Source organism: Pseudomonas sp. P2S-1 (genome assembly GCF_057197725.1).
Map to the genome: position 1 here is coordinate 2404506 of NZ_CM170068.1, position 17936 is coordinate 2422441.

Annotated in this window: 8 protein-coding genes; 1 reads left to right on the top strand and 7 read right to left on the bottom strand. The window is 66.4% G+C overall.

Going from position 1 to position 17936, the window contains the following annotated elements:
* Window positions 1-47 precede the first annotated feature (47 nt).
* The 5 genes from AC2CQI_RS10640 to AC2CQI_RS10660 all read right to left on the bottom strand — a co-directional run bounded on the left by AC2CQI_RS10640 (window position 48) and on the right by AC2CQI_RS10660 (window position 5485).
* Entirely contained in the window at window positions 48-1133 is a 1086-nt protein-coding gene (locus AC2CQI_RS10640) for a DUF1615 domain-containing protein (protein WP_484580605.1), read from the bottom strand.
* Entirely contained in the window at window positions 1130-1681 is a 552-nt protein-coding gene (locus AC2CQI_RS10645) for a hydrolase (RefSeq protein WP_484580115.1), read from the bottom strand. Before AC2CQI_RS10645 ends, AC2CQI_RS10640 begins: the two co-directional genes overlap by 4 nt.
* Before the next feature lie 134 nt (window positions 1682-1815).
* Window positions 1816-3117 (bottom strand): transposase, encoded by a 1302-nt coding sequence (locus AC2CQI_RS10650; protein ID WP_484578524.1) that lies wholly within the window; start codon window positions 3115-3117, stop codon window positions 1816-1818.
* Window positions 3118-3272: 155 nt separating this feature from the next.
* Window positions 3273-4604, bottom strand: a complete 1332-nt coding sequence (locus AC2CQI_RS10655) for an endonuclease/exonuclease/phosphatase family protein (RefSeq protein ID WP_484580116.1) — start codon at window positions 4602-4604, stop codon at window positions 3273-3275.
* 17 nt (window positions 4605-4621) lie between these two features.
* Entirely contained in the window at window positions 4622-5485 is an 864-nt protein-coding gene (locus tag AC2CQI_RS10660; RefSeq protein WP_484580117.1) for a hypothetical protein, read from the bottom strand.
* A 204-nt stretch (window positions 5486-5689) separates the two neighbouring features.
* Here AC2CQI_RS10660 and AC2CQI_RS10665 point away from each other — a divergent pair, with 204 nt between their 5' ends.
* On the top strand, window positions 5690-6694 hold the full coding sequence (locus AC2CQI_RS10665; RefSeq protein WP_484580118.1) for an ABC transporter substrate-binding protein: 1005 nt from the start codon (window positions 5690-5692) through the stop codon (window positions 6692-6694).
* An 18-nt stretch (window positions 6695-6712) separates the two neighbouring features.
* On the opposite strand, the gene AC2CQI_RS10670 is transcribed toward AC2CQI_RS10665, so the two are convergent.
* Together AC2CQI_RS10670 and AC2CQI_RS10675 are read right to left on the bottom strand one after the other, a co-directional pair.
* Complete coding sequence (locus AC2CQI_RS10670; protein ID WP_484580119.1) at window positions 6713-12229, bottom strand: NEL-type E3 ubiquitin ligase domain-containing protein; 5517 nt, start codon at window positions 12227-12229, stop codon at window positions 6713-6715.
* A gap of 178 nt (window positions 12230-12407) precedes the next feature.
* Window positions 12408-17816 carry an NEL-type E3 ubiquitin ligase domain-containing protein gene (locus tag AC2CQI_RS10675; protein ID WP_484580120.1) on the bottom strand — a complete coding sequence of 1803 codons (5409 nt, stop codon included), beginning with the start codon at window positions 17814-17816 and terminating at the stop codon, window positions 12408-12410.
* Between the last annotated feature and the right edge of the window lie 120 nt (window positions 17817-17936).

Sequence of the window (17936 nt, forward strand, 5' to 3'; positions counted from 1 at the left end):
GGTCCTTCGCGGGCAAGCCACGCTCCTACAAGGGCATGGCCGCAACGCTAACGTTTCATGCAGCGCTGATACCGCTCATCCACCCGCCCCGCAAACCACGCCGTGGTCAGTTGCCGGGTGATCTTCGGGCTTTCCAGCCGGATCCCCGGCAGCACTTCCCGGGCCACGCGCTTGCCGGCAGCCTTGTCCGCCAGAGCGAACACCTGCTGGTACAGACGGGTTTCCTCGAAGTCCTGGCTATCGCCCTTCTCCAGTTGCTGGCGAATCGTCGGATTGCGCATGCCGAAGCGCTCGCCCAGCGTGCGCGCGGCCTTCTCGGTACTGCCCGGCAGCAGCGCGCCGTGGGCGATCAGGTCACCATCGAGCGCCAGCTTTACCCCGGTCACCCGGCTCAGCGCCGCCTGGAACGCCGCATTGCGGCTCGCGTACCAGCCCGCGTTGAAGTCGGCGAAGCGGTACAGCGGCCGCGGGTAGTTGGCCGGGTAGCCGAGCAAATGGGCAGTGCCGAAATACATGCCGCCGCGCCGGGTGAAGACTTCCTGGCGCACGCTGCCGTCGTGGCGGTAAGGATAGCCACGGGCCTGCCGCTCGGCGAAATCGATGCTGACCTGCATCGGCCCGCCGGTACGCACCGGGTTGAAACCGCCAAGCAGGGTCCGACCCAGTGGCAGCGAGCCGGTCAGTTCGTCGTACAAACCGCTCAGTTCACGCTCGCTGCGCACGGCGGCAAGGCGCTGGTTCCAGGTCTTGCCGTTGGGCGAACGGGTATCCAGCGCGGCATTGACCAATGCCTTCGGAACGAATGCCTTGGCCGCACGACGATCGATTTCCTCGCGGGCGATACGGCCGAGGTAGGGCACCTGCGGATCGGCGCTGAAGGTGGACTCCTGTTCGGTCACGGCCAGAACGGCACAGATATTCGACTGGCTGGGATCGAGCTTCTGGCTGGTCAAGGCGACCTGGATATCCCGCGCCCAGCCCTGGCGGTCACTGACATTGGCCGGCAGCAGCGCGGCGACCTTGTCGCGAACCTGTGCGTCCGACAGCCTGGGCTCCTGGCTGGTGCGCGTACCGACGCAACCGGCCAGCAGTGCCAGGAGGGCGAACGGCAGCCAGCGCGCCGGGCCTTTCAGGGTTGCTCCCCGACCAGGAAGGTCTTGCTGAGGATGCGGAATTTCTCGTGGCTGGAACTGCGCATCAGCTCGAACAAGACCATCTCGCGGGTGACGATCTGCGCCCCGGCCCCGCGCATGCGCTCCAGGCCTGCGGCCTTGCTTTCAACGGTGCGGCTGTCGCAGGCATCGGCGACGACGAACACCTGCTTGCCGCTGTCCAGCAGCTCGATCACCGTCTGCAGCACGCAGACATGGGTTTCCATGCCGCAGACGATCACCTGTTCGCGGGCCAGCAGCGTGGCCGGCAGGCACTCGCCGGCGACACAGGAGAAATGCAGTTTTTCCACCACCTGCGCAGCCGGTGCAGCCTCCAGCAGGCTGGCCACGGTCGGGCCGAGGCCTTTCGGGTACTGCTCGGAGATCACCGTCGGCAGGCCCAGCTCGGCCGTGGCCGCGAGCAGCCAGCGGGTCCGCGCCAGGGTCCCGGCGGGGTCGCTGACCGCGCCGATGAGTTTCTCCTGGACATCGATGACCAGCAGCGTGGCCCGGGAAGCGTCGATCAGCATGGTACGGGGTTCCTTGCAGGGGGAGATGGGTTCGACTATGCGACGGCGGGTGGGTTATGGCAACCGCAGGCGGATTGCTCGGGGATTGATGTAGTTGCTACTGGCCTCATCGCTGCATGGGTATCTACACATCTCTAACGCCTTTGCCTCGGTAGCCAGCCAACAGCTTCATTTGCAAACGCGGCAAGCTCCTGAGGACTGTACTGCTCCAGCGTTTCTGTCATGGCTAACAGCATGTACAGCCCTGCCAATAACGCTGAAGCAGTCACAGGCTGGGATCGTTTCATCTGGCGGCCAGATAATCGCACCAGGAATGTTCGGGTTTGCTCGGCAAACTGACCCTCGGCACGCATCAATCGCCAAGCCACTGCACAGGCCTGACTTGCGATAAGCAGTCGTTTGAACACAGCCTCACCACTTTCCTGCTGCCAGCTTTCCAGCTGTTGCCCACCTTCCTTGAGCAGTTTGAAGTAGGACTCGATTCGCCACCGCCAGTAGTACCAAAGCGCAATCTGCTCAGCACTGGCTTTCCCGCCCACATTGCTCAGCAGATACCAAGTGGCTAAGAGTTCTCCCGATTCGCTCATGACCCGGCTGACAACCAGGCGCGCAGGAAGAGGATCTCCTGGCTGGCGGAGCTTGAATCGTTCTGCCCTGCTTTTGGCAGTTGGTTGGGCTTTTCGGGTCAGCACTACGTCTGTTTCTGCGACCCACTGTATCGCCGGCTTTCCCTTGAAAACGACGTCCCGAGCGGCTCTAAAGGACAGGTCTTCAGCGATGAGCTTCACTGAGCGCGATCGATCCTGGTACTTAGCCGTGGAGTTCATCCTGGCTCGCACCAGCCAAAGATGGTTGCCAGCTTGCAGTTGCCTCAGATGCCCCACCGAGTCTGCTTCTCGATCGACGATATGCACCAAAGGTTTGGCAAAGCCTTGCTGTTCAAGCCATGCAGCACGGTCCACCAACTCGTCCATGTGCTTGCCATGAGCAATGAGTTCATCAGTCCGGGTGCTGAGTATTCCATCCTTGAACGACAGGTTTTGAGCGGGTGTGCAGATGGGTGATCCATCACGATCACTCACCAGCAGGCTGCTTTGCAGTTCGTAACCGACATCGCCCTTATGGGTCATCTGCAGGCGATCAGTCTTGCTGTGGTGGTGCATGAAATTGATACGCGACCAGTCATGCATGACCAGTGCGTACTCATCGCAATCCTCGCTGCATCCCTCATGAGCCAATGCCAGCAAGGGTTTCACCAGATCACTGGGTTTAACCCGGTCGTTTCCCAGAAACCGCCACATGGCCTGTGTTTGCGAAAAGGCCCTGTCGCTACGCGGCAGGGCCTTCATTCCGGCGGCCAAGCCCGCCAGTGCGTTGGTATGTCCCATCACTAACTCGTCGTACCGCTTGATCAGTCGGGCATCGAGCCCGGTCATTTCGAATCCATGCGGTTCTTTTATAGACCATGATGGGAGTTGTGTAGATACCTATGCTCATCGCTGGCAAGCCAGCTCCCACAGGGTCAGCGGCGCTGCAGAACCCTGTGGGAGCTGGCTTGCCAGCGATGAGGCCAGTAGCAACACAGAGACTCTTAACTGAAGCGAATCACATAACTCACCGGCAAATGATCCGAAGGCCCCGGCACATCCACCACCCCGGGCGCGATCGGTTCGGTGCTGCCGTTGACCACCGCGTAATCGAGCATGGTCACCGCCCCGGTGCTCGGGTGGGTGTTGTCGCCAGCCGGCTGCAGCCGCGCCAGGTCCTGCGGCGAGATCCAGTTGCCCTGCGCCGGATCGCGGTTGAAGTCGCCCAGCAGCACATACGGCGTATCGGTGTGCCAGCTGACTTCACGGAGCATCCGCGGGGCATTCGATCCTCCGCCGGACAGGGCATGGAAGTTGTACACCGTGACCTCCTCGCTGGCCGCCGTCGTCGCCCCCGCCGCCCGCCGGCGCAGGCGCACGCCCAGGGCCGGGCGGGCCACCGGCAGGCTGCCGGATTCGACCACGCCGTCAGCGATGACCAGCACCTCGCGGACATCCACACGCACGTCGGCACGCAGCACCAGCGCGAGGTTGACCCGCAAACGCTGTACATCGAGGAAATACACCTGGTACGCCTCCGGCCGCGCCAGGGTGCCGGCCTGCCACAGGTACTGCTCGACCACCTGCACGGTGCCGAATTGGTCCGGCACATCCAGGCGCGTCACCAGTTGCGCCGAGGCCGGAGGCGTGCCGGCCTCCTGCACCGCGACCAGGTCGTTGACCCGGGCCAGTTGCAGCAGGCGCGTGCGCCATTTGCTCTCGGACGTGGCCGAGGTGCCCTGCATGTTCCAGGTGGCCAGGCGCAATTCCAGCCCCGCCAGCGCTCCGCGGAAGCGGCCGATCTCCATCTGCGGCGAACCGGCTTGCTCGCGGATCCGGCAGTGGTAGTAGTCGCGCAGCCCGCCCTGCAGGCGGATATGCGCGTGCCACGGGCCATAGACCGAACCGACGATGATCTGCAGCACGCGCAACGGCTCGCCGGCATCCAGCAGCAACGGCGCGCCCTCCGCCAGCAGGCCGTTCATGGTCAGCACGTAGTGCACCCGGTACAGCACCAGCAACAGGGCGAAACCGTCCCGCGCCGGGGCCCGGCCCAGCGGCGCGATAAAGGCCGGCTCGTGGTACAGGCGCCGTAACAGCTCGCCCATGCGCTGGGCAAAACGGCTCTGCTGGCCATGATTGCCGCTGCGCATGTACTGCCGGGAAATCACGTAGGCCAGGTAGGACGCGCTGTCCCGGGCGTTACCCGGCGCCGTGGGCAGCAGCTCGAAGATATCGCCAAGAATCACTTCGAGCTCGTTGAAGAAAAGGTCGTCGGCAAGGCCGACGATCAGATGGCTGTCGATATAACTGCGGATCGAATTATCAACCGGCATGGAACACACCTCCGCACTCAGGGCTGGCCGCGATAGAGCACATGCAGGACCCCGTCGAGCACCGCCGCGCCGACGCTTTTCGCCGCGCCCAGTTCGGTGCTGATGGTCGCCGGGCCGAGGACGTTGCCGTCGTAGGCGTACTGGTGGATGTCATAGGTGGGGTAGCCGACCTTGTCACTGAACAGCAGCTTGAGCAGGCCGTTGTGCACTACTCCTGCCGGCGAATGGTGGAAGTTGTCCGCAAGCAGGCGGCTGCCCCGGGTCCAGTGGCTATCGCCGTCGAAGCGGATCAAACGGAAGTCGCCGTCGACCTCCTTGTAGACCAGATGGATCAACCCCTGATAGGTAATCGCCAACGGGCTGATCCAGCTGCGCGCGGTGTTCTTGCCGTCGCTCTTCACGTAGACGGGCTTGGTCCACACTTTCAGGTCGGTGGTCGAGCGGTGCAGCAGGTTGCTGCCGTCCGGTGTCTGGTAAAACAGGTGCAGGCGCCCGGAAAGCACCGCCGCCGACGCGGTCTCAGAGATGTTCATGTCGGTCCAGTGGTCCAGCTCGAATTGCCCGCTGGCCGGGTTCAGGGTCATCAGCAGGGTTTTGCCGAATACCCCGGCGATCAACAGATGAAGGCGCTCGTTGAACACGAAGATCGAGGGAGGGAACTTGCTGTGCACCTCGCCGATGGTCTTCGGCTCGCCCCAGTCCGCGATGGACGTGCGGGTGATGCACTTGATCGGCCCGGGATTGCCCGGCCCGTCGACATAGACGCAGTACAGGGTGCCCTGGTGACTGACCATCCGGCACGAGCCGTCGGTGACCGCCGAGGTGGCATAGGTGTTGTCGAGAATCCCGTGGGGGCTGACGCTGGCCCAGAGCTTGTGCATGGCGCGAATCCTTGGATGGATGAAGGAGCCGCCATTGCAGCAGTTGCCCCCGCCCCGGTCAGTCGGCAGCACGCCCGCCGGCCCACGGGAAAAGGCTCCGCGCCACGCCGACAAGCGCCCGCTGCCGGCCCCGGCATTCCGACTGAGTCGTCGCGTGCGCGGCGCTGTCTACACTCAGCCCACCTTCGAGACGAGCACCCGCCCATGAAACGCCTGGCCCTGCTGTTCTGCTCCGCCCTGCTCTCCCTTGGCGCCCTGGCCGCACCACGCGCGCCGATCCATTTCGGCGAGATCACCTGGGAAAGCGGTAGCTTCACCACCGAGGTGCTGCGCCTGATCGTCGAGCACGGCTACGGCTACCCCACCGATACCCTGCCCGGCAGTACGGTGAGCATGGAGGTGGCTCTGGCACGCAACGATATCCAGGTGATCGGCGAAGAATGGGCCGGCCGCAGCCCGGCCTGGGTCAAGGCCGAACAGGCCGGCCAGGTGTTCGCCCTAGGCGACACGGTGAAGCACGCCGACGAAGGCTGGTACGTGCCGGAGTTCGTGATCAAGGGCGACCCGGCCAAGGGCATCGAGCCCATGGCGCCGGACCTGCGCTCGGTCACCGACCTGCAACGCTACGCCAAGGTCTTCGCCGACCCGGAAGCGCCGGGCAAGGGGCGCTTCCTCAACAGCCCGGCCGGCTGGACCTCGGAAACGGTCAACAGCCAGAAACTCAAGGCCTATGGCCTGGACGGCCTGTACAGCAATTTCCGCAGTGGCTCCGGCGCGGCGCTGGATGCGGAGGTCACCTCGTCGATCCGCCGCGGCAAGCCGGTGCTGTTCTACTACTGGTCACCGACCCCGCTGATGGGCCGTTTCAAGCTGGTGCGCCTTGAGGAACCGCCGTTCGACCCAGCGGCCTGGGCGACCCTCACCGATGCCGGCAACAAGGCGCCGATAGGCAGTCGTTCGTTGCCGGCCAAACTGTCCATCGGCGTGTCAAAGACCTTCCACGAGCAATACCCGGACCTGGTGGCCCTGTTCAGCAAGGTCGATCTGCCCATCGACACCCTCAACGCCGTGCTCGCGCGCATGAGCGAGGAGCGCCAGGACCCGGCCGTGGCGGCCCGGACCTTCCTCAAAGACAACCCGCAGATCTGGCGGCAGTGGCTGCCGGAGGAACAACGCAGCAAGGTCGAAGCCTGGCTCGCCAGCCACTGAACCGGTCCGCGGCCGGCGCTACACCGGCCCGGCCTCCAGCCCTTCACGGTGGGTCAGCTCGCCGACCAGCGCCGCCTCGTCCAGCTTGCGCTGGTCGATCAGTTGCTGGATGCGCGCGCTGGTCTGCACCGGGGTATCGTCGGGATACAGGTCGTCGAGCGTTAGCACGTGGTCCTCGAAGTCCTCGCGAATGGCAGTGAAGCGCGCGGCATACACCTCCTGCAGATAGCCCAGCCAGAAATCCCGCTGCGCCGCATAGTCGAGCAGGCCCTGGCCGCTCTCGCCCTGGCGGACCCGCGCCGCCACCCGCTCCAGCTCACCGGGATGCAGGTTGGCGGAGCCGGCGTAGAGCATCTGCTCCGGGGCCAGCGGCAGGTCGAGCTGGTTGGCCAGGTTGAGGCGATAGGCCAGGCGCACTTCCGCCTCGTCGCGGCTGCCGGCCTCGCTGCGGGCAATGCCGTCCAGTTCGTGCAGGCGGTACAGGCGCCGCATCAACCGGTACAGCGCCGGCCCGCGCTGGGCGGCACTGACCGAGCGCAGCGCCAGGGCGGTGTAGACCAGAATTTCCATCTGGTTGAACTCCAGGCGGATACCGTCCGGACAGGTATCGTATTCGCGCAACTGGCGCAGCGGCTCCTCGGCCATGCCGTTGAGGGTCAGGCGCAGTTCGGTGTCCTGAGCGCAGATGGTCAGCACCTGCCAGACCCGCTCGATCAGGTCGGGGCGGGTCGTGGTGTTGCGGTACTCGGCGGTGTGACGCAAACGGCCCACCAGGTGCAACAGGTCTTCGGCATCGTCGCCGGTTTCCAGTTGCCGCCACAGCTGGCGACGGACGTCGCTGTTGGCGTCGGCGCGGTCCAGCCAGACATCCACGCTGATCAGGTCCATTTGCGAGGTGCCGCCGGAACTGCCACCGCCCGAGCTCGAACCGCGCCAACTGCCGTCCAGCCGGCGGATATGCTCGGGCAGGTCCATGCGGAAGGTGTAGGGCCGGGTCAGGCCTTCGGAGAGGTGGGCCGAGTGCATGGTTTCCTCCCTCAGCGGATTGCCTTCCAGGGAAATCTCGGTGCTGCCGCTGGCGGTCTCACGGTTTTCCAGCAGGTAGGCCGGCAAGCTGCCCAGGCGGTTATTGTTCAGGTTCAGCCACTGCACGCGCTCCGGCAGCAGGCTGTCGAGCCAGGCCGGCCAGCGGCTGATGTCCATGCGTTCGAGGGCCAGCAGGCTGAACGACAGGCGGGCGAACCCGGATACATCGCTGACCTCGCCCAGGCGGTTGCCGCTCAACTCCAGTGAAGTCAATCCGGGCAGCCGGGCCAGGCGGTCGAGCAGCGCCTGGTCGACCTGCAGGCCTGCGTCGGTCAGTGCCAGATGATGCAACTGCGCCAGATCGCCGAGGGCCTCGGGCAACCCATCCAGCGCGACGCCGCCAATCACCAGGTGCTGGAGATTGGGGAAACGCCGCAACAGTGCGTCGAGTGGCTGCGCGCCACCCAGTGGGCGCACCAGTTCCAGGCGATTGATCCGCTCCAGGTAGAACGCCGGCAACGGATCGGGAAAGTCATCCAGGCGCACATCCTCCAGCGCCAGCGAGCGCAGTACCGAGCCCTCGGCCTGGGCCGACCAGTCGGCCAGCAAGGCGTCGCCAAACGAACGCCGGGCGATGATCCGCGTGCCCTCCAGCGTGGCGTCGCGCCGCGAGATATCTAGCCAGCGCTCGATGGCGGTGGACAGTTGCTCGCGCTCGAACATGCGGTTGGCGACGATGTTTTCCACGCTCTGCGGGTAATGCAGGTCGAAGTGAAACCGCCGGCCGCTCCAGGCACTGCTGCGGATAGCGATCAAGGTCTGCAGGGAAAACAGGTTGCCGCGCAGGGAGATCCAGGTGGAGCGCGCGGCTTGCGGCGGATTGTCGCGCAGGTGCGGCGGCAGGCCGGTCAGGCGGTTGTCGCGCAGGGAAATCCGTTCGATACCGTCGAGCAGGTCGCTGTCCAGCCATTCCGGCCAGTCTTCCAGGCCGAGGCGATCGAGGCCAAGGAATTCCAGCTGCGGCCCGTTGCTCAGGTGCACCGGCAGGTGGCTCGGGCGGTTACCGCTGAGATCCAGGTGGCGCAACTCGCCGAGGCGGCAGAGTTCGTCCAGCAGTTCCTGACCGAGGGGCAGGTGCAGGTTGAGCAGGCGCAATTCGCTCAGGCGCGGATAGGCGCCGACGATGGTGCGCGGCAGGTCGTACAGCGAGCGCCCTTCGCCGCCGTCGATCTCCAGCCGGGTGACCCGGGGAAAGCCGCGCAGCAACTGTTGCAGGCGGTCTTCGAAACGCAGCACGCCATCCGCGCCCGGGGTCATGATCGCCGGCGGCACTGCTACGCGGGACAGCTCCAGCGCCTGTACCCGATCGCGAAAGAACGCCGGCAACTGCTCGGGAAAGGATTCCAGCGAGACCGCGAACAGACGCAGCGGCACGTTGCTGCGGCCGATCTCCGGCAGCAGGTTGTCCCGCCAATGCTGCCACAGCGCCAGTTCGATCAACTGGCGGTCGCTCAGGGCCGGCTCGCTGTCGCCGGCCTGGTGCGGCGCCTCCCCCGCCGGCAGCAACTGGCGCATCTGCTCGCGCTCTTCGAGCAGGGCGACCAGGCGCGCATCAATCACCGCGTCGTCCAGGCCGATGCCGCGCAGTTGCTGCAACAGGTCATGGGCGAAGATATCCGGCAGTTCCAGCAGGCGAATACGGTCCAGCAGGGTGTTTTCGCTGACCACCGCGGGCAGTTGCGGATGCCCGCTCAGGGGATAGCCAGGGCGGCCGTTGGCCAGGCGCATGGGCGAGCGCATGCCCGGGCGGATCGGCTGCATCTGCAGGACCTTGCGCAACGCCGGGCGTTGCAAGGGACGCTGCAAGACCCTGGCGCGCAAGGCCGACGCGGTGTCGGAGGCAGTTAGTCCCAAGGCTTGGCGCTGCACCGAGGTCAGGGTGCGCAGGACCACGGCGAACAGGTCCGCGGCTGCCACTTCCGGCTCTTCGGCGGTCCGGTAGCCCTCGGCGGTCTTCACCAGCACCCGCCGGTGCACCGCAGGCGACGGTCCGATCCCGTCGAGCAACGGCCCGTTGTCGCGCAGGGCGCGGATCTCCAGGCGGAACTCCTCGGGCCAGCCCGGCAGGCCAGCCAGGCTGTGCAGGACCAGGCGGGTGCAGTCATTGTTCTCCAGCACGGGCAGAACCAGCCCTTCATAGGCCCGTGCCAGGCGCACGTTCTGCAGATGGAAACGGGCCTCGTCGGCCAGGCGCGGCGGCACCCGTTGCTGCGCTTCGATCAGGGTCAGCTCTGCGTGGCTGGCATGCGCCAGCAACTCGTCCACCAGCCGTCGCGGCAGGCCACCGAAGTCGCGCAGGATCACGCTCTGCGCCGGGTTGGCCGGAGCGAAGGAGGCCTGATAGCGCCTGTCGAACAGGCGCGAGAATGTGTTCCGTTCCTGCGCCTCACCGCTCTCCTCCACCTCACGATGGATCCTCTGCCGCTCCAGCGTTTCGGTCAGCAGCGCCGGTGCCGGCTGGCCGTCCATCAGCGCGCGGCGCAGCTCGGACTCGTGGCAGCCACTGATCAGCAGCGACTCCCCGGCCCGGGTGGCGTCCAGCCCCCGTGCTGCCGGCCCAAGGCGCTCGAACAGCGCCAGCCCCGACCATTGCTGCGGCTGGTCCACCTCGTGCAGCCAGCCGCCACCAGGATGCTGGAACAGCGCCGGCTGACAGGCATCGACACGCGACGGATGCTCGATGAACGAGGTGCCGTCCTGGCGAAACAACACCGAATAATGCTGGCCACCGAGGGCCAGCCACTGTTTGCCCTGATACTCGTACAGCCCGCGGGCGTTGGGAAGCAGGTCAGCGGGCAGGATGATGTCGTGGGCGAACGGTTTGAGGTCACGGTTCCACAGGCGCGTCCCGCCGTCGGCCAGGCGCACCGGATGCAGGCCCTCGGGCAACACCGGCAACTCGCGGGCGGCGGTGCCGGGCCGGGGCGCACCGCTGCCGGCCAGGGCGGCGACCAGCGCGACGTTCTCCAGCACATCGAACAGGTAGGCCCAGGCCTGCTCGCGCTCGTCGCGGCTCCATTCACCGATGCCTTCGTAGACCTCATGGGCCAGTTGCACCGTGCTGAACAGCATCATCGCCGCGCCCACCACCGGCACCGCGAAGGCCAGGGCGTTCAGGGCGGTCAGCCCGGCGTCGGCGAAATAGCGCAGTTTTTCCTCGAGGCTCTTGTGGTTCTCCACCGCCGTCGGCACCGCCAGGTACAGGCCGTCGGCCTTGAGCGCAGCGATACGGCGGCGCAGCAGGGTCGGCATCAGCAGGCCGTCGAGGGTGGTTTCACGAAACGGCAGCCGGGCCTGGGGATCCAGGCTTTCCTCGTACCAGCCACCCGGGTTCCAGACCTTGGGGTGGAAGGCCTGGCGCAGTTTTTCCAGGACCGAGGCGCGATGCCGCAGCGGGATGAAGCGCTGGAAGAACTGCTGGTAATCCGGCTGCAGCAGGCGATCACGCAGGTGACTGGCGAAGTCGAGAAAGGACTCGTACTGGCGCAGCGGCTCGACGGGGTCGTCGGGGATATGCACGATGATCCGGTCCGGCCCATCGCGGCGGCTGCGGTCCGCGCCGAACAGCAGGATGCCATTGAGTTCGACCTGCCACAGGCTCAGGCAGGAGCAAGTCACCGCCACGCCGTCGATGCTCGCTTCGCGGTTGTGCAGGACCCGCACCGCCGCGCGATACAGCGCCGGGTCGAGACGGTCGCGCATCCGCGCCAGATGCAGGTGCAGCAGCAGGCCGGACTGTTCATGACGCTTGAAGGCTTCCTGGCGCCGGACCCGGGCGGCGGGGTCGTCTGCGCCGGGCAGGCGCGGATCGAAGGCCTGGGCGATATGGGTCTGGAACAGGCTGCCCAGGTCCAGTTCACGGCACACCTGGGCGAAGCGTTGCGGGGCGATGTCCAGGGTCTGGCCTTCCCACAGCGCCTGGCCGGGAGTGACGCTGAAGATCCGCGCCTTGGTCACCGGCAGGTCCATGCCGCCGGGTTCGCACTCCCAGGCTTCGAAATTCTGCAGGGCAACGCTGAGCAGCGGCCGACAGGCCAGGCGATAGGCCTTGAAATTCTCCACTGCCCAGTCGCGCGACGCGGTGATGAAGGAATCGTCGTGCTGCATGCGCCGGGGGTGGAACAGCCAGGTATTGCGCACATCCAGGTCGAGGCCGAAGGCGCCGTGCAGGGCGGACCTGAGCAAGGGCTCGGCGAAGGCCTCGGGGTCGTCGAGGCTGCCCAGCCACTGCCCGACCTGTGTGGCCAGGGCGCTGTGCTCGCGGTAATCGTCCTGCAGGCGGGCGACCACGTCGGGCATATCGGCGAGCGCGCGGGTGTACCAGGGGATGGCCGCCAGGCCTTGCGTGCGCCCGACCTGGCGCGCCTCGGCCGACAGCAGCCACGGCGGGGTCTGCTGCTCGATGACGGCGTAGGCTTGCTGTTGCCGGGAGTGTTCCGATGGGGACATATGAACCACCTTCCTTCCTGATTGGGCGCTCCAGCCTAGCCAGCATGGGGGTGGGGTTCGGGGCATATAGATAACACCTGTCGGGCCTCATCGCTGCAGTACGGCGGTCCACAAGATCTGTGGTCGACGCGGACACTGTGGGAGCTGGCTTGCCAGCGATGAGGCCCGCAAGGGCACCTCAGTTGCCAAGCATCGCCTGCTCCAGGGTCAGCCGTTCCAGCAACGCCCGTTCATCACGCTTGAACCTGTCCTCCAACGCGCGAATCCTTGTCGCGATCTGCTCGGGGTCGTCATCCGGATACAGGTCGGTAACCTCCAGCACCGCCTGTTCGTACTGGTCCTTGAGCAGCCGGAAGCGATCGGCGAACACCTCCCGCAAATAGGCAGCCCAGAAGTCGCAGTCGGCGGCGAAGGCCGTGAGGCCCGGCCCGCGCTCTTCCTGGAGCAACTGGTTCAGGGCCTGCTCCAGTTCACCCGGAGCGATATCCGCCTCGCTGCGATAGAGCATGGCCCGCGGCGGCAATGGCAGGTCCAGGTGCTCGCCCCAGCGCAGCCGGTAGGCCAGGCGCACCTCCGCTTCATCGCGGCCGTGGGCGCGCTCGCGGGCGATGCGGTCAAGGGTCTGCGCCCGGTAGATCCCGCGCATCAGGCGGAACAGCGCCGGGCCGCGGTTGGTCGCGGGGATATCGCGCAAGGCCTGGCGGGTATGCACCAGCAGTTCCATCTGGTTGAACTCCAGGCGAATGCCATCGGAGCAGGTGTCCTGGTTGTGCAGCTGCTGCAGCGGTTCTTCGGCCATGCCGTTGAGGGTCAGGCGCAACTCGGCATCCTGCTCGGCCGCCGCCAGCACCGTCCAGACCCGGCCGATCAGTTCGCCCCGGGTGTTCGGCGCGCGGTAGTCGGCGCTGCGCCGCAAGCGCGTGACCAGGCGCAGCAGGGCCTCGGCATCGGCCTGGGTGGCGAGGCTGATCCAGGTCAGTTGGTTGGGCGCGTCGATTTCAGCATCGCCGGTCAACCAGGCCAGCGCCGGGTCGTCGTCCGACAGGTTGGTCTCGTCCGATGGCAGGTCGGACACCTCGGAATCCGAGGAGTGAATCCGCGCATCCATGGCGGCGATATCCTCGGGCACGTCCATGGTCAGGGAGTAAGGCCGGTTGGCATGCTGCGAGGTGTAGGCGTCGATCAGGGTCTGCCGACTCAGCGGGTTGTTGCGCAGGGAGATGTCCACCGAGCCGTCGGCGACGTAGCGGTTCTCGGTCAGCTGGATCGGCAGTTCGGTGAGCTGGTTGTCGTCCAGGCCGAGCAGTTCGATATGGCGCGGCAGCAACCCGTTGAGCCACGCCGGCCAGACGGCTATGCCCATGTTGGCCAGGCCGAGGTAGTCGAAAAACCGCGCCTGGAACATCGACACATCATGGATATCACCCAGGCGGTTGCCATCAAGCTGCAACGAGGTCAGGCGAGGCATGCGGGAGAAGGCATCCATCGCCGCCTGGTCGATGGTCATGCCCATGCGCACCAGGGCCAGCTCGCTCAGCCCCGGCAGGTTCACCAGGAATTCGGGAACGGCGGCCAGGGCGGGCTGTCCGCCCACCAGCGACACTTCGGTAAGGTTGGCGAACGGCCGGAGGAACGCTTCAAGGCTGCCGCCTCGCGCATCGAAGCGGGTCAGCTCGATGCGCCGTACACGCTCCACGAGGAACGCCGGCAGGTTGTCGGGAAAGTCGGCGAGGACCACATCCTCCAGATAGAGCAGCGCCGCACTCGGCGAATACAGGTTTTCCCGCCAGTAGCCGATCAGCAACCGGGCGATCCGCGAGCGATAGCCCGCTACCGTGCTCGGCGCGGGATTATCGCTCCAGGTCTGCAGCGCCATCTGCAATTGAGCGCGCTCGCTGATGCGCTGGTTCAGTTCGGCCATCAGCGCGCGCGGCAAACCCAGATCGAAGGCGAAGCGACTGCGGAAATACTCGGCCACCCGCAGGTCGAGCAGCGCCTGGCAACAGAAGGGGTTGTCGCGCAGCACGATGCGGGTCAGGCGCCCGGACGCTGAACCCACCTCATCGAGGATGGCGGCAGGGACTTCAGTGAGCTGGTTGCCGGCCATCGACAGATTGCCGATCCGCGACAGGGTGGCGCTGTCCAGCCAGCGCGGCCATTCGCGCAGGTCCATCCAGTCCATGCCCAGGTATTCCAGGTTGACCCCGTCCATGACCGGCAACGACATGTCGAGCAAACGGCTGCCGCGCAGTTCCAGCCAGCGCAGGCGCGGCAGGCGCGACAGCGTGCGCAGGTCGGTGTAGCCCAGGTTCGCCATGAGCTCGCGCAAGCCCAGGGACACCAGGTTCGGCCAGACCCGCGCGACGTTCTGGACCATGCTCGGGCCCCAGATCCCGCCGCGGATGTCCAGGGTGGTCAGCGCCGGGAACTGCCGGGCCAGGCCTTGCAGGGTCCGCTCGCCGATGAGCCGCTCGTGGCTGTTGCCCTCCTGCTGCATGACTTCGCTGAGCAACAGCGCCGAGACCCGCTGGCGGATGAACAACGGCAGTTGCGCCGGCAGATCCGCCAACTGGACCTGATGCAGGATCAGCGCCACGGGCGGACGCCCCAGCTCCGGCAGCAGGTTGCCGCGCCAGTGCGCCCACAGCGCCTCGCCGATGCGCGCGCGGCTGCGCTGGCGCCCTTCGCCCAACGTCTGCTGGGCGGACTCCAGGGCCCAGCGGTCGAGGAATTCGCCCAGGGCCTGCCTCTCGTCCAGCACCTGGTGCAGCCGCGCGGCGATGGCCGGGCGCTGCAGACCGGCGCGATAAAGAGCTTGCAGGGCATCCTCGGGATACAGATCGTCCAGCTCCAGGAGGCGCAGCTTGTCGAGCAATTCGTCCTCGGTGAAGAACGGCTCGCCGCGCCCGCTGAGGGGATAACCGATGCGCCCGTCGGCCAGGCGCAATGGCGAGCGAAAGCCCGGCTTGGCCGCCTGCATCTCCAGCCACTGGCGCAGGCGCTGGCGCGGCGGCAGCGGTTGTTCCTGCAACTTGCCGCGCAGGGTCGCGGCGTCGGTCAGGCCAAGCTGCTCACGGGTTGCCTGGGGGATGGCGTCGAACAGCGTACGGCAGAAATCGCGAGGGACCTGCTGACGCCAGGGCACGGCGATTTCAGCGGCCTCACCGCTGCCGATCCGGGCCAGGCACCGGCCTTCGAGGGCGTCTTCGTGGACACTCATGCGCAGGTCGGCGGGCCAGCCCGGCAGTTGCGCCAAGGCATGCAACAGCAGCCTGGCGCCATCAGGATTGGCCTCGATATCCATGTACAGCGCTTCGCAGGCCCGGGCCATGCGCACCTGTTGCTGGTACAGGCGCGCTTCCTCCGCAACGGGCAAGGGCAGGCGGCCGGTACTGGCGATTTCCTGGATCTGCGGCGCGGTCGCGGCACCGATGATTTCCTCGATGACCCGCGGCGGCAAGCGTTCGAACTGCTGCTGCACCACCTTGCCCGCAGGCGACAGCTCAGGCAGGCGGCTGCGATAGGCATGGGCGAACAATTCGCCGTCCAGGGTATCGGGCAGGCTGGCGATATCCCCCAGGCCGAACTTGCCCAGGGCATCGGCCATGGCCAGGCGCAGCAGACTGTCACTGAGCAGCGCAGGCGGACTGCGGCTATCCATCAGGCTGCGGCGCAGCTCGGCTTCGCTGACCCCGCTGACACGCAAGGCGCGTTGCGCCATCTGCGCGGTGACCTCCGCCTCCAGCACCCCGGCCCGGCGGAACAGCTCTTCGCCGCGCCAGTGCTGCGGGGTATCCAGCTCGTGCAGCCAGCCGCCATTGCCGTTATGCCGCAACGGCAACCGCCAGGCGTCGGGTCGTGTCGGGTGCTCGAGCACATAACCCGTTTCGCTGCCGAGCAGGCTGCGCACCGAGTAATAGCGCCCGTTCAGTTGCAACCACTGGCGCCCTTCCCACGGGTACAGGCCGTTGTCGCCGGGCTGCAGGCCGGCCGGCAATTCGACGTCGTAGGCGAACGGCCGCAGGTCGGGCTTCCACAGGCGCACGCTGCCGTCAGCCAGGGTGACCGGGCGCATGCTGCGTACCGCCAGCGGCAGGTTGCCCTCGAAACGATGGGCGATGGCCCCCGCCGCACCCAGGGCGGCCATGACCGCAAGGTTTTCCGCGACATCCATGAAATAGCCCCAGGCCTCCTCGCGCTCGCCCTTGGCGAGGCTGTCGAAGCCTTCGTAGACCTCGTAGCCGAGCAGCGCGGCATTGACCCCGAGCATCACCAGCCCCAGGCCCGGGACCACGAAGGCCGCGACATTGAGCACGTTCAGGCCGACGCCCAGGAAGTAGCTGACCTTGTCTTCCAGCGACTTGTGGTCCTCGGCGGCCGTGGGCACCGCATGGAACAGCCCGTCGTCCTTGAGCGCGGCGATCTTGCGCTGCAGAAGAACGTCGAACAGCGGGCTGTCCATGGCCTTGCTGCCCAGGCCGAGGGACGCCCTGGCGTCGAACTGCTCCTCGTACCAGCCGCCGGCATTCCATACCTTGGGATACAGGTGGCTGTGGATGCGTTGCAACAGATGGGTCCGCGCCCGGGCCGGGACGAAACGCAGGAAGTAATCGCGCCAAGCGCTGTCCTTCAGGCGCTCGCGCAACGAGGCATGGAAGGCGTCCAGGGACTGGAAGACCTGCAGCGGTTGCTGCGGCTCGTCCGGCATATAGACCACCAAGGACTCGCCACGGCGGAACAGGACCACGCCATTGAGCTGCACTTCCCAGAGAAACAGGGCGCTGGCCGGCGCTTCGTCCTTGACCGCGGCCAGCAGGTCCTGGTACAGCGCCTGGTCGATCCACGAACGCAGGCGGGCCAGGTGCAGGGTCAGGCGCAGGCTGGATTGCTCGAACCGGCGGAACACCTCGCGGCGCTCGCGGGTTGCGCTTTCCACGGTCTGCCCTTCCACGGGCCGCGGCTGGAACACCGCCTCGATCAGGCGCTGGTAGCGCTCGCCCAAGTCCAGGCGGCGACACAGGCCGGCGAAGCGCTCCGGCAGCAGGTCGATATCCCGGCTCGGCGCCAGCACCTCGCCGCTGTCGCTGGCAAAGATGCTCGACGGCCGACGGTCGTCGCGCATCCCGTCCGGTTCGGCCTCGAAGGCTTCGAAATTCTGCAGGGCCGCCAGTAACAGGGGCTGGGTCGCCGCCTTCACCACCTGGAAGGCGCGGACCACCGGGTCGCTGCCGCTCAGGCGCGCCTCGTCGACCCGCGCCCGCGCGGCATTGAAGAGAAAGGTATGGCGCACATCCAGGTCGAGGCCGAAGGTACTGTTCAAGGCGTCCCGCAGCAGCGGTTCGGCGAAGGCCCGGGCGTCGGGCAGTTGGGCGAGGAAGCCGTCTACCGAAGCGGCCAGGGCCTGGTGACGTTGCTGTTCGTCCTGCAGGGCGGCGAGCACCTCGGGTTGCCCGTGCAGCCAGGGCAGGGGTTTCGGCACGCTGGCGCGCAGGGCCAGGCGGTACTGCGCCGGGCTGTCCACCAGGTGCTGCGGAACGCGCCGGCTGACGGTCTGGTAATGGATATCGGGTGTGGCTGTATCGGCCATGGTGAAGCCCTCTCGTCCTTGAAATCGGGCGTTCAGGCTAATGACCGGGGCGCGGGTTTTGAAAAGGGCCAGGGTTCCCGGAGGAAGTGCGAACGACGTGGACTCTGCCACAGAGCCCAC

What these genes read in the sequence shown, in the direction of transcription:
- AC2CQI_RS10660 (WP_484580117.1), bottom strand. Translation starts at nt 5,485, where the DNA reads ATGCACAAGCTCTGGGCCAGCGTCAGCCCCCACGGGATTCTCGACAAC.
- AC2CQI_RS10665 (WP_484580118.1), top strand. Translation starts at nt 5,690, where the DNA reads ATGAAACGCCTGGCCCTGCTGTTCTGCTCCGCCCTGCTCTCCCTTGGC.
- AC2CQI_RS10645 (WP_484580115.1), bottom strand. Translation starts at nt 1,681, where the DNA reads ATGCTGATCGACGCTTCCCGGGCCACGCTGCTGGTCATCGATGTCCAG.
- AC2CQI_RS10675 (WP_484580120.1), bottom strand. Translation starts at nt 17,816, where the DNA reads ATGGCCGATACAGCCACACCCGATATCCATTACCAGACCGTCAGCCGG.
- AC2CQI_RS10650 (WP_484578524.1), bottom strand. Translation starts at nt 3,117, where the DNA reads ATGACCGGGCTCGATGCCCGACTGATCAAGCGGTACGACGAGTTAGTG.
- AC2CQI_RS10655 (WP_484580116.1), bottom strand. Translation starts at nt 4,604, where the DNA reads ATGCCGGTTGATAATTCGATCCGCAGTTATATCGACAGCCATCTGATC.
- AC2CQI_RS10670 (WP_484580119.1), bottom strand. Translation starts at nt 12,229, where the DNA reads ATGTCCCCATCGGAACACTCCCGGCAACAGCAAGCCTACGCCGTCATC.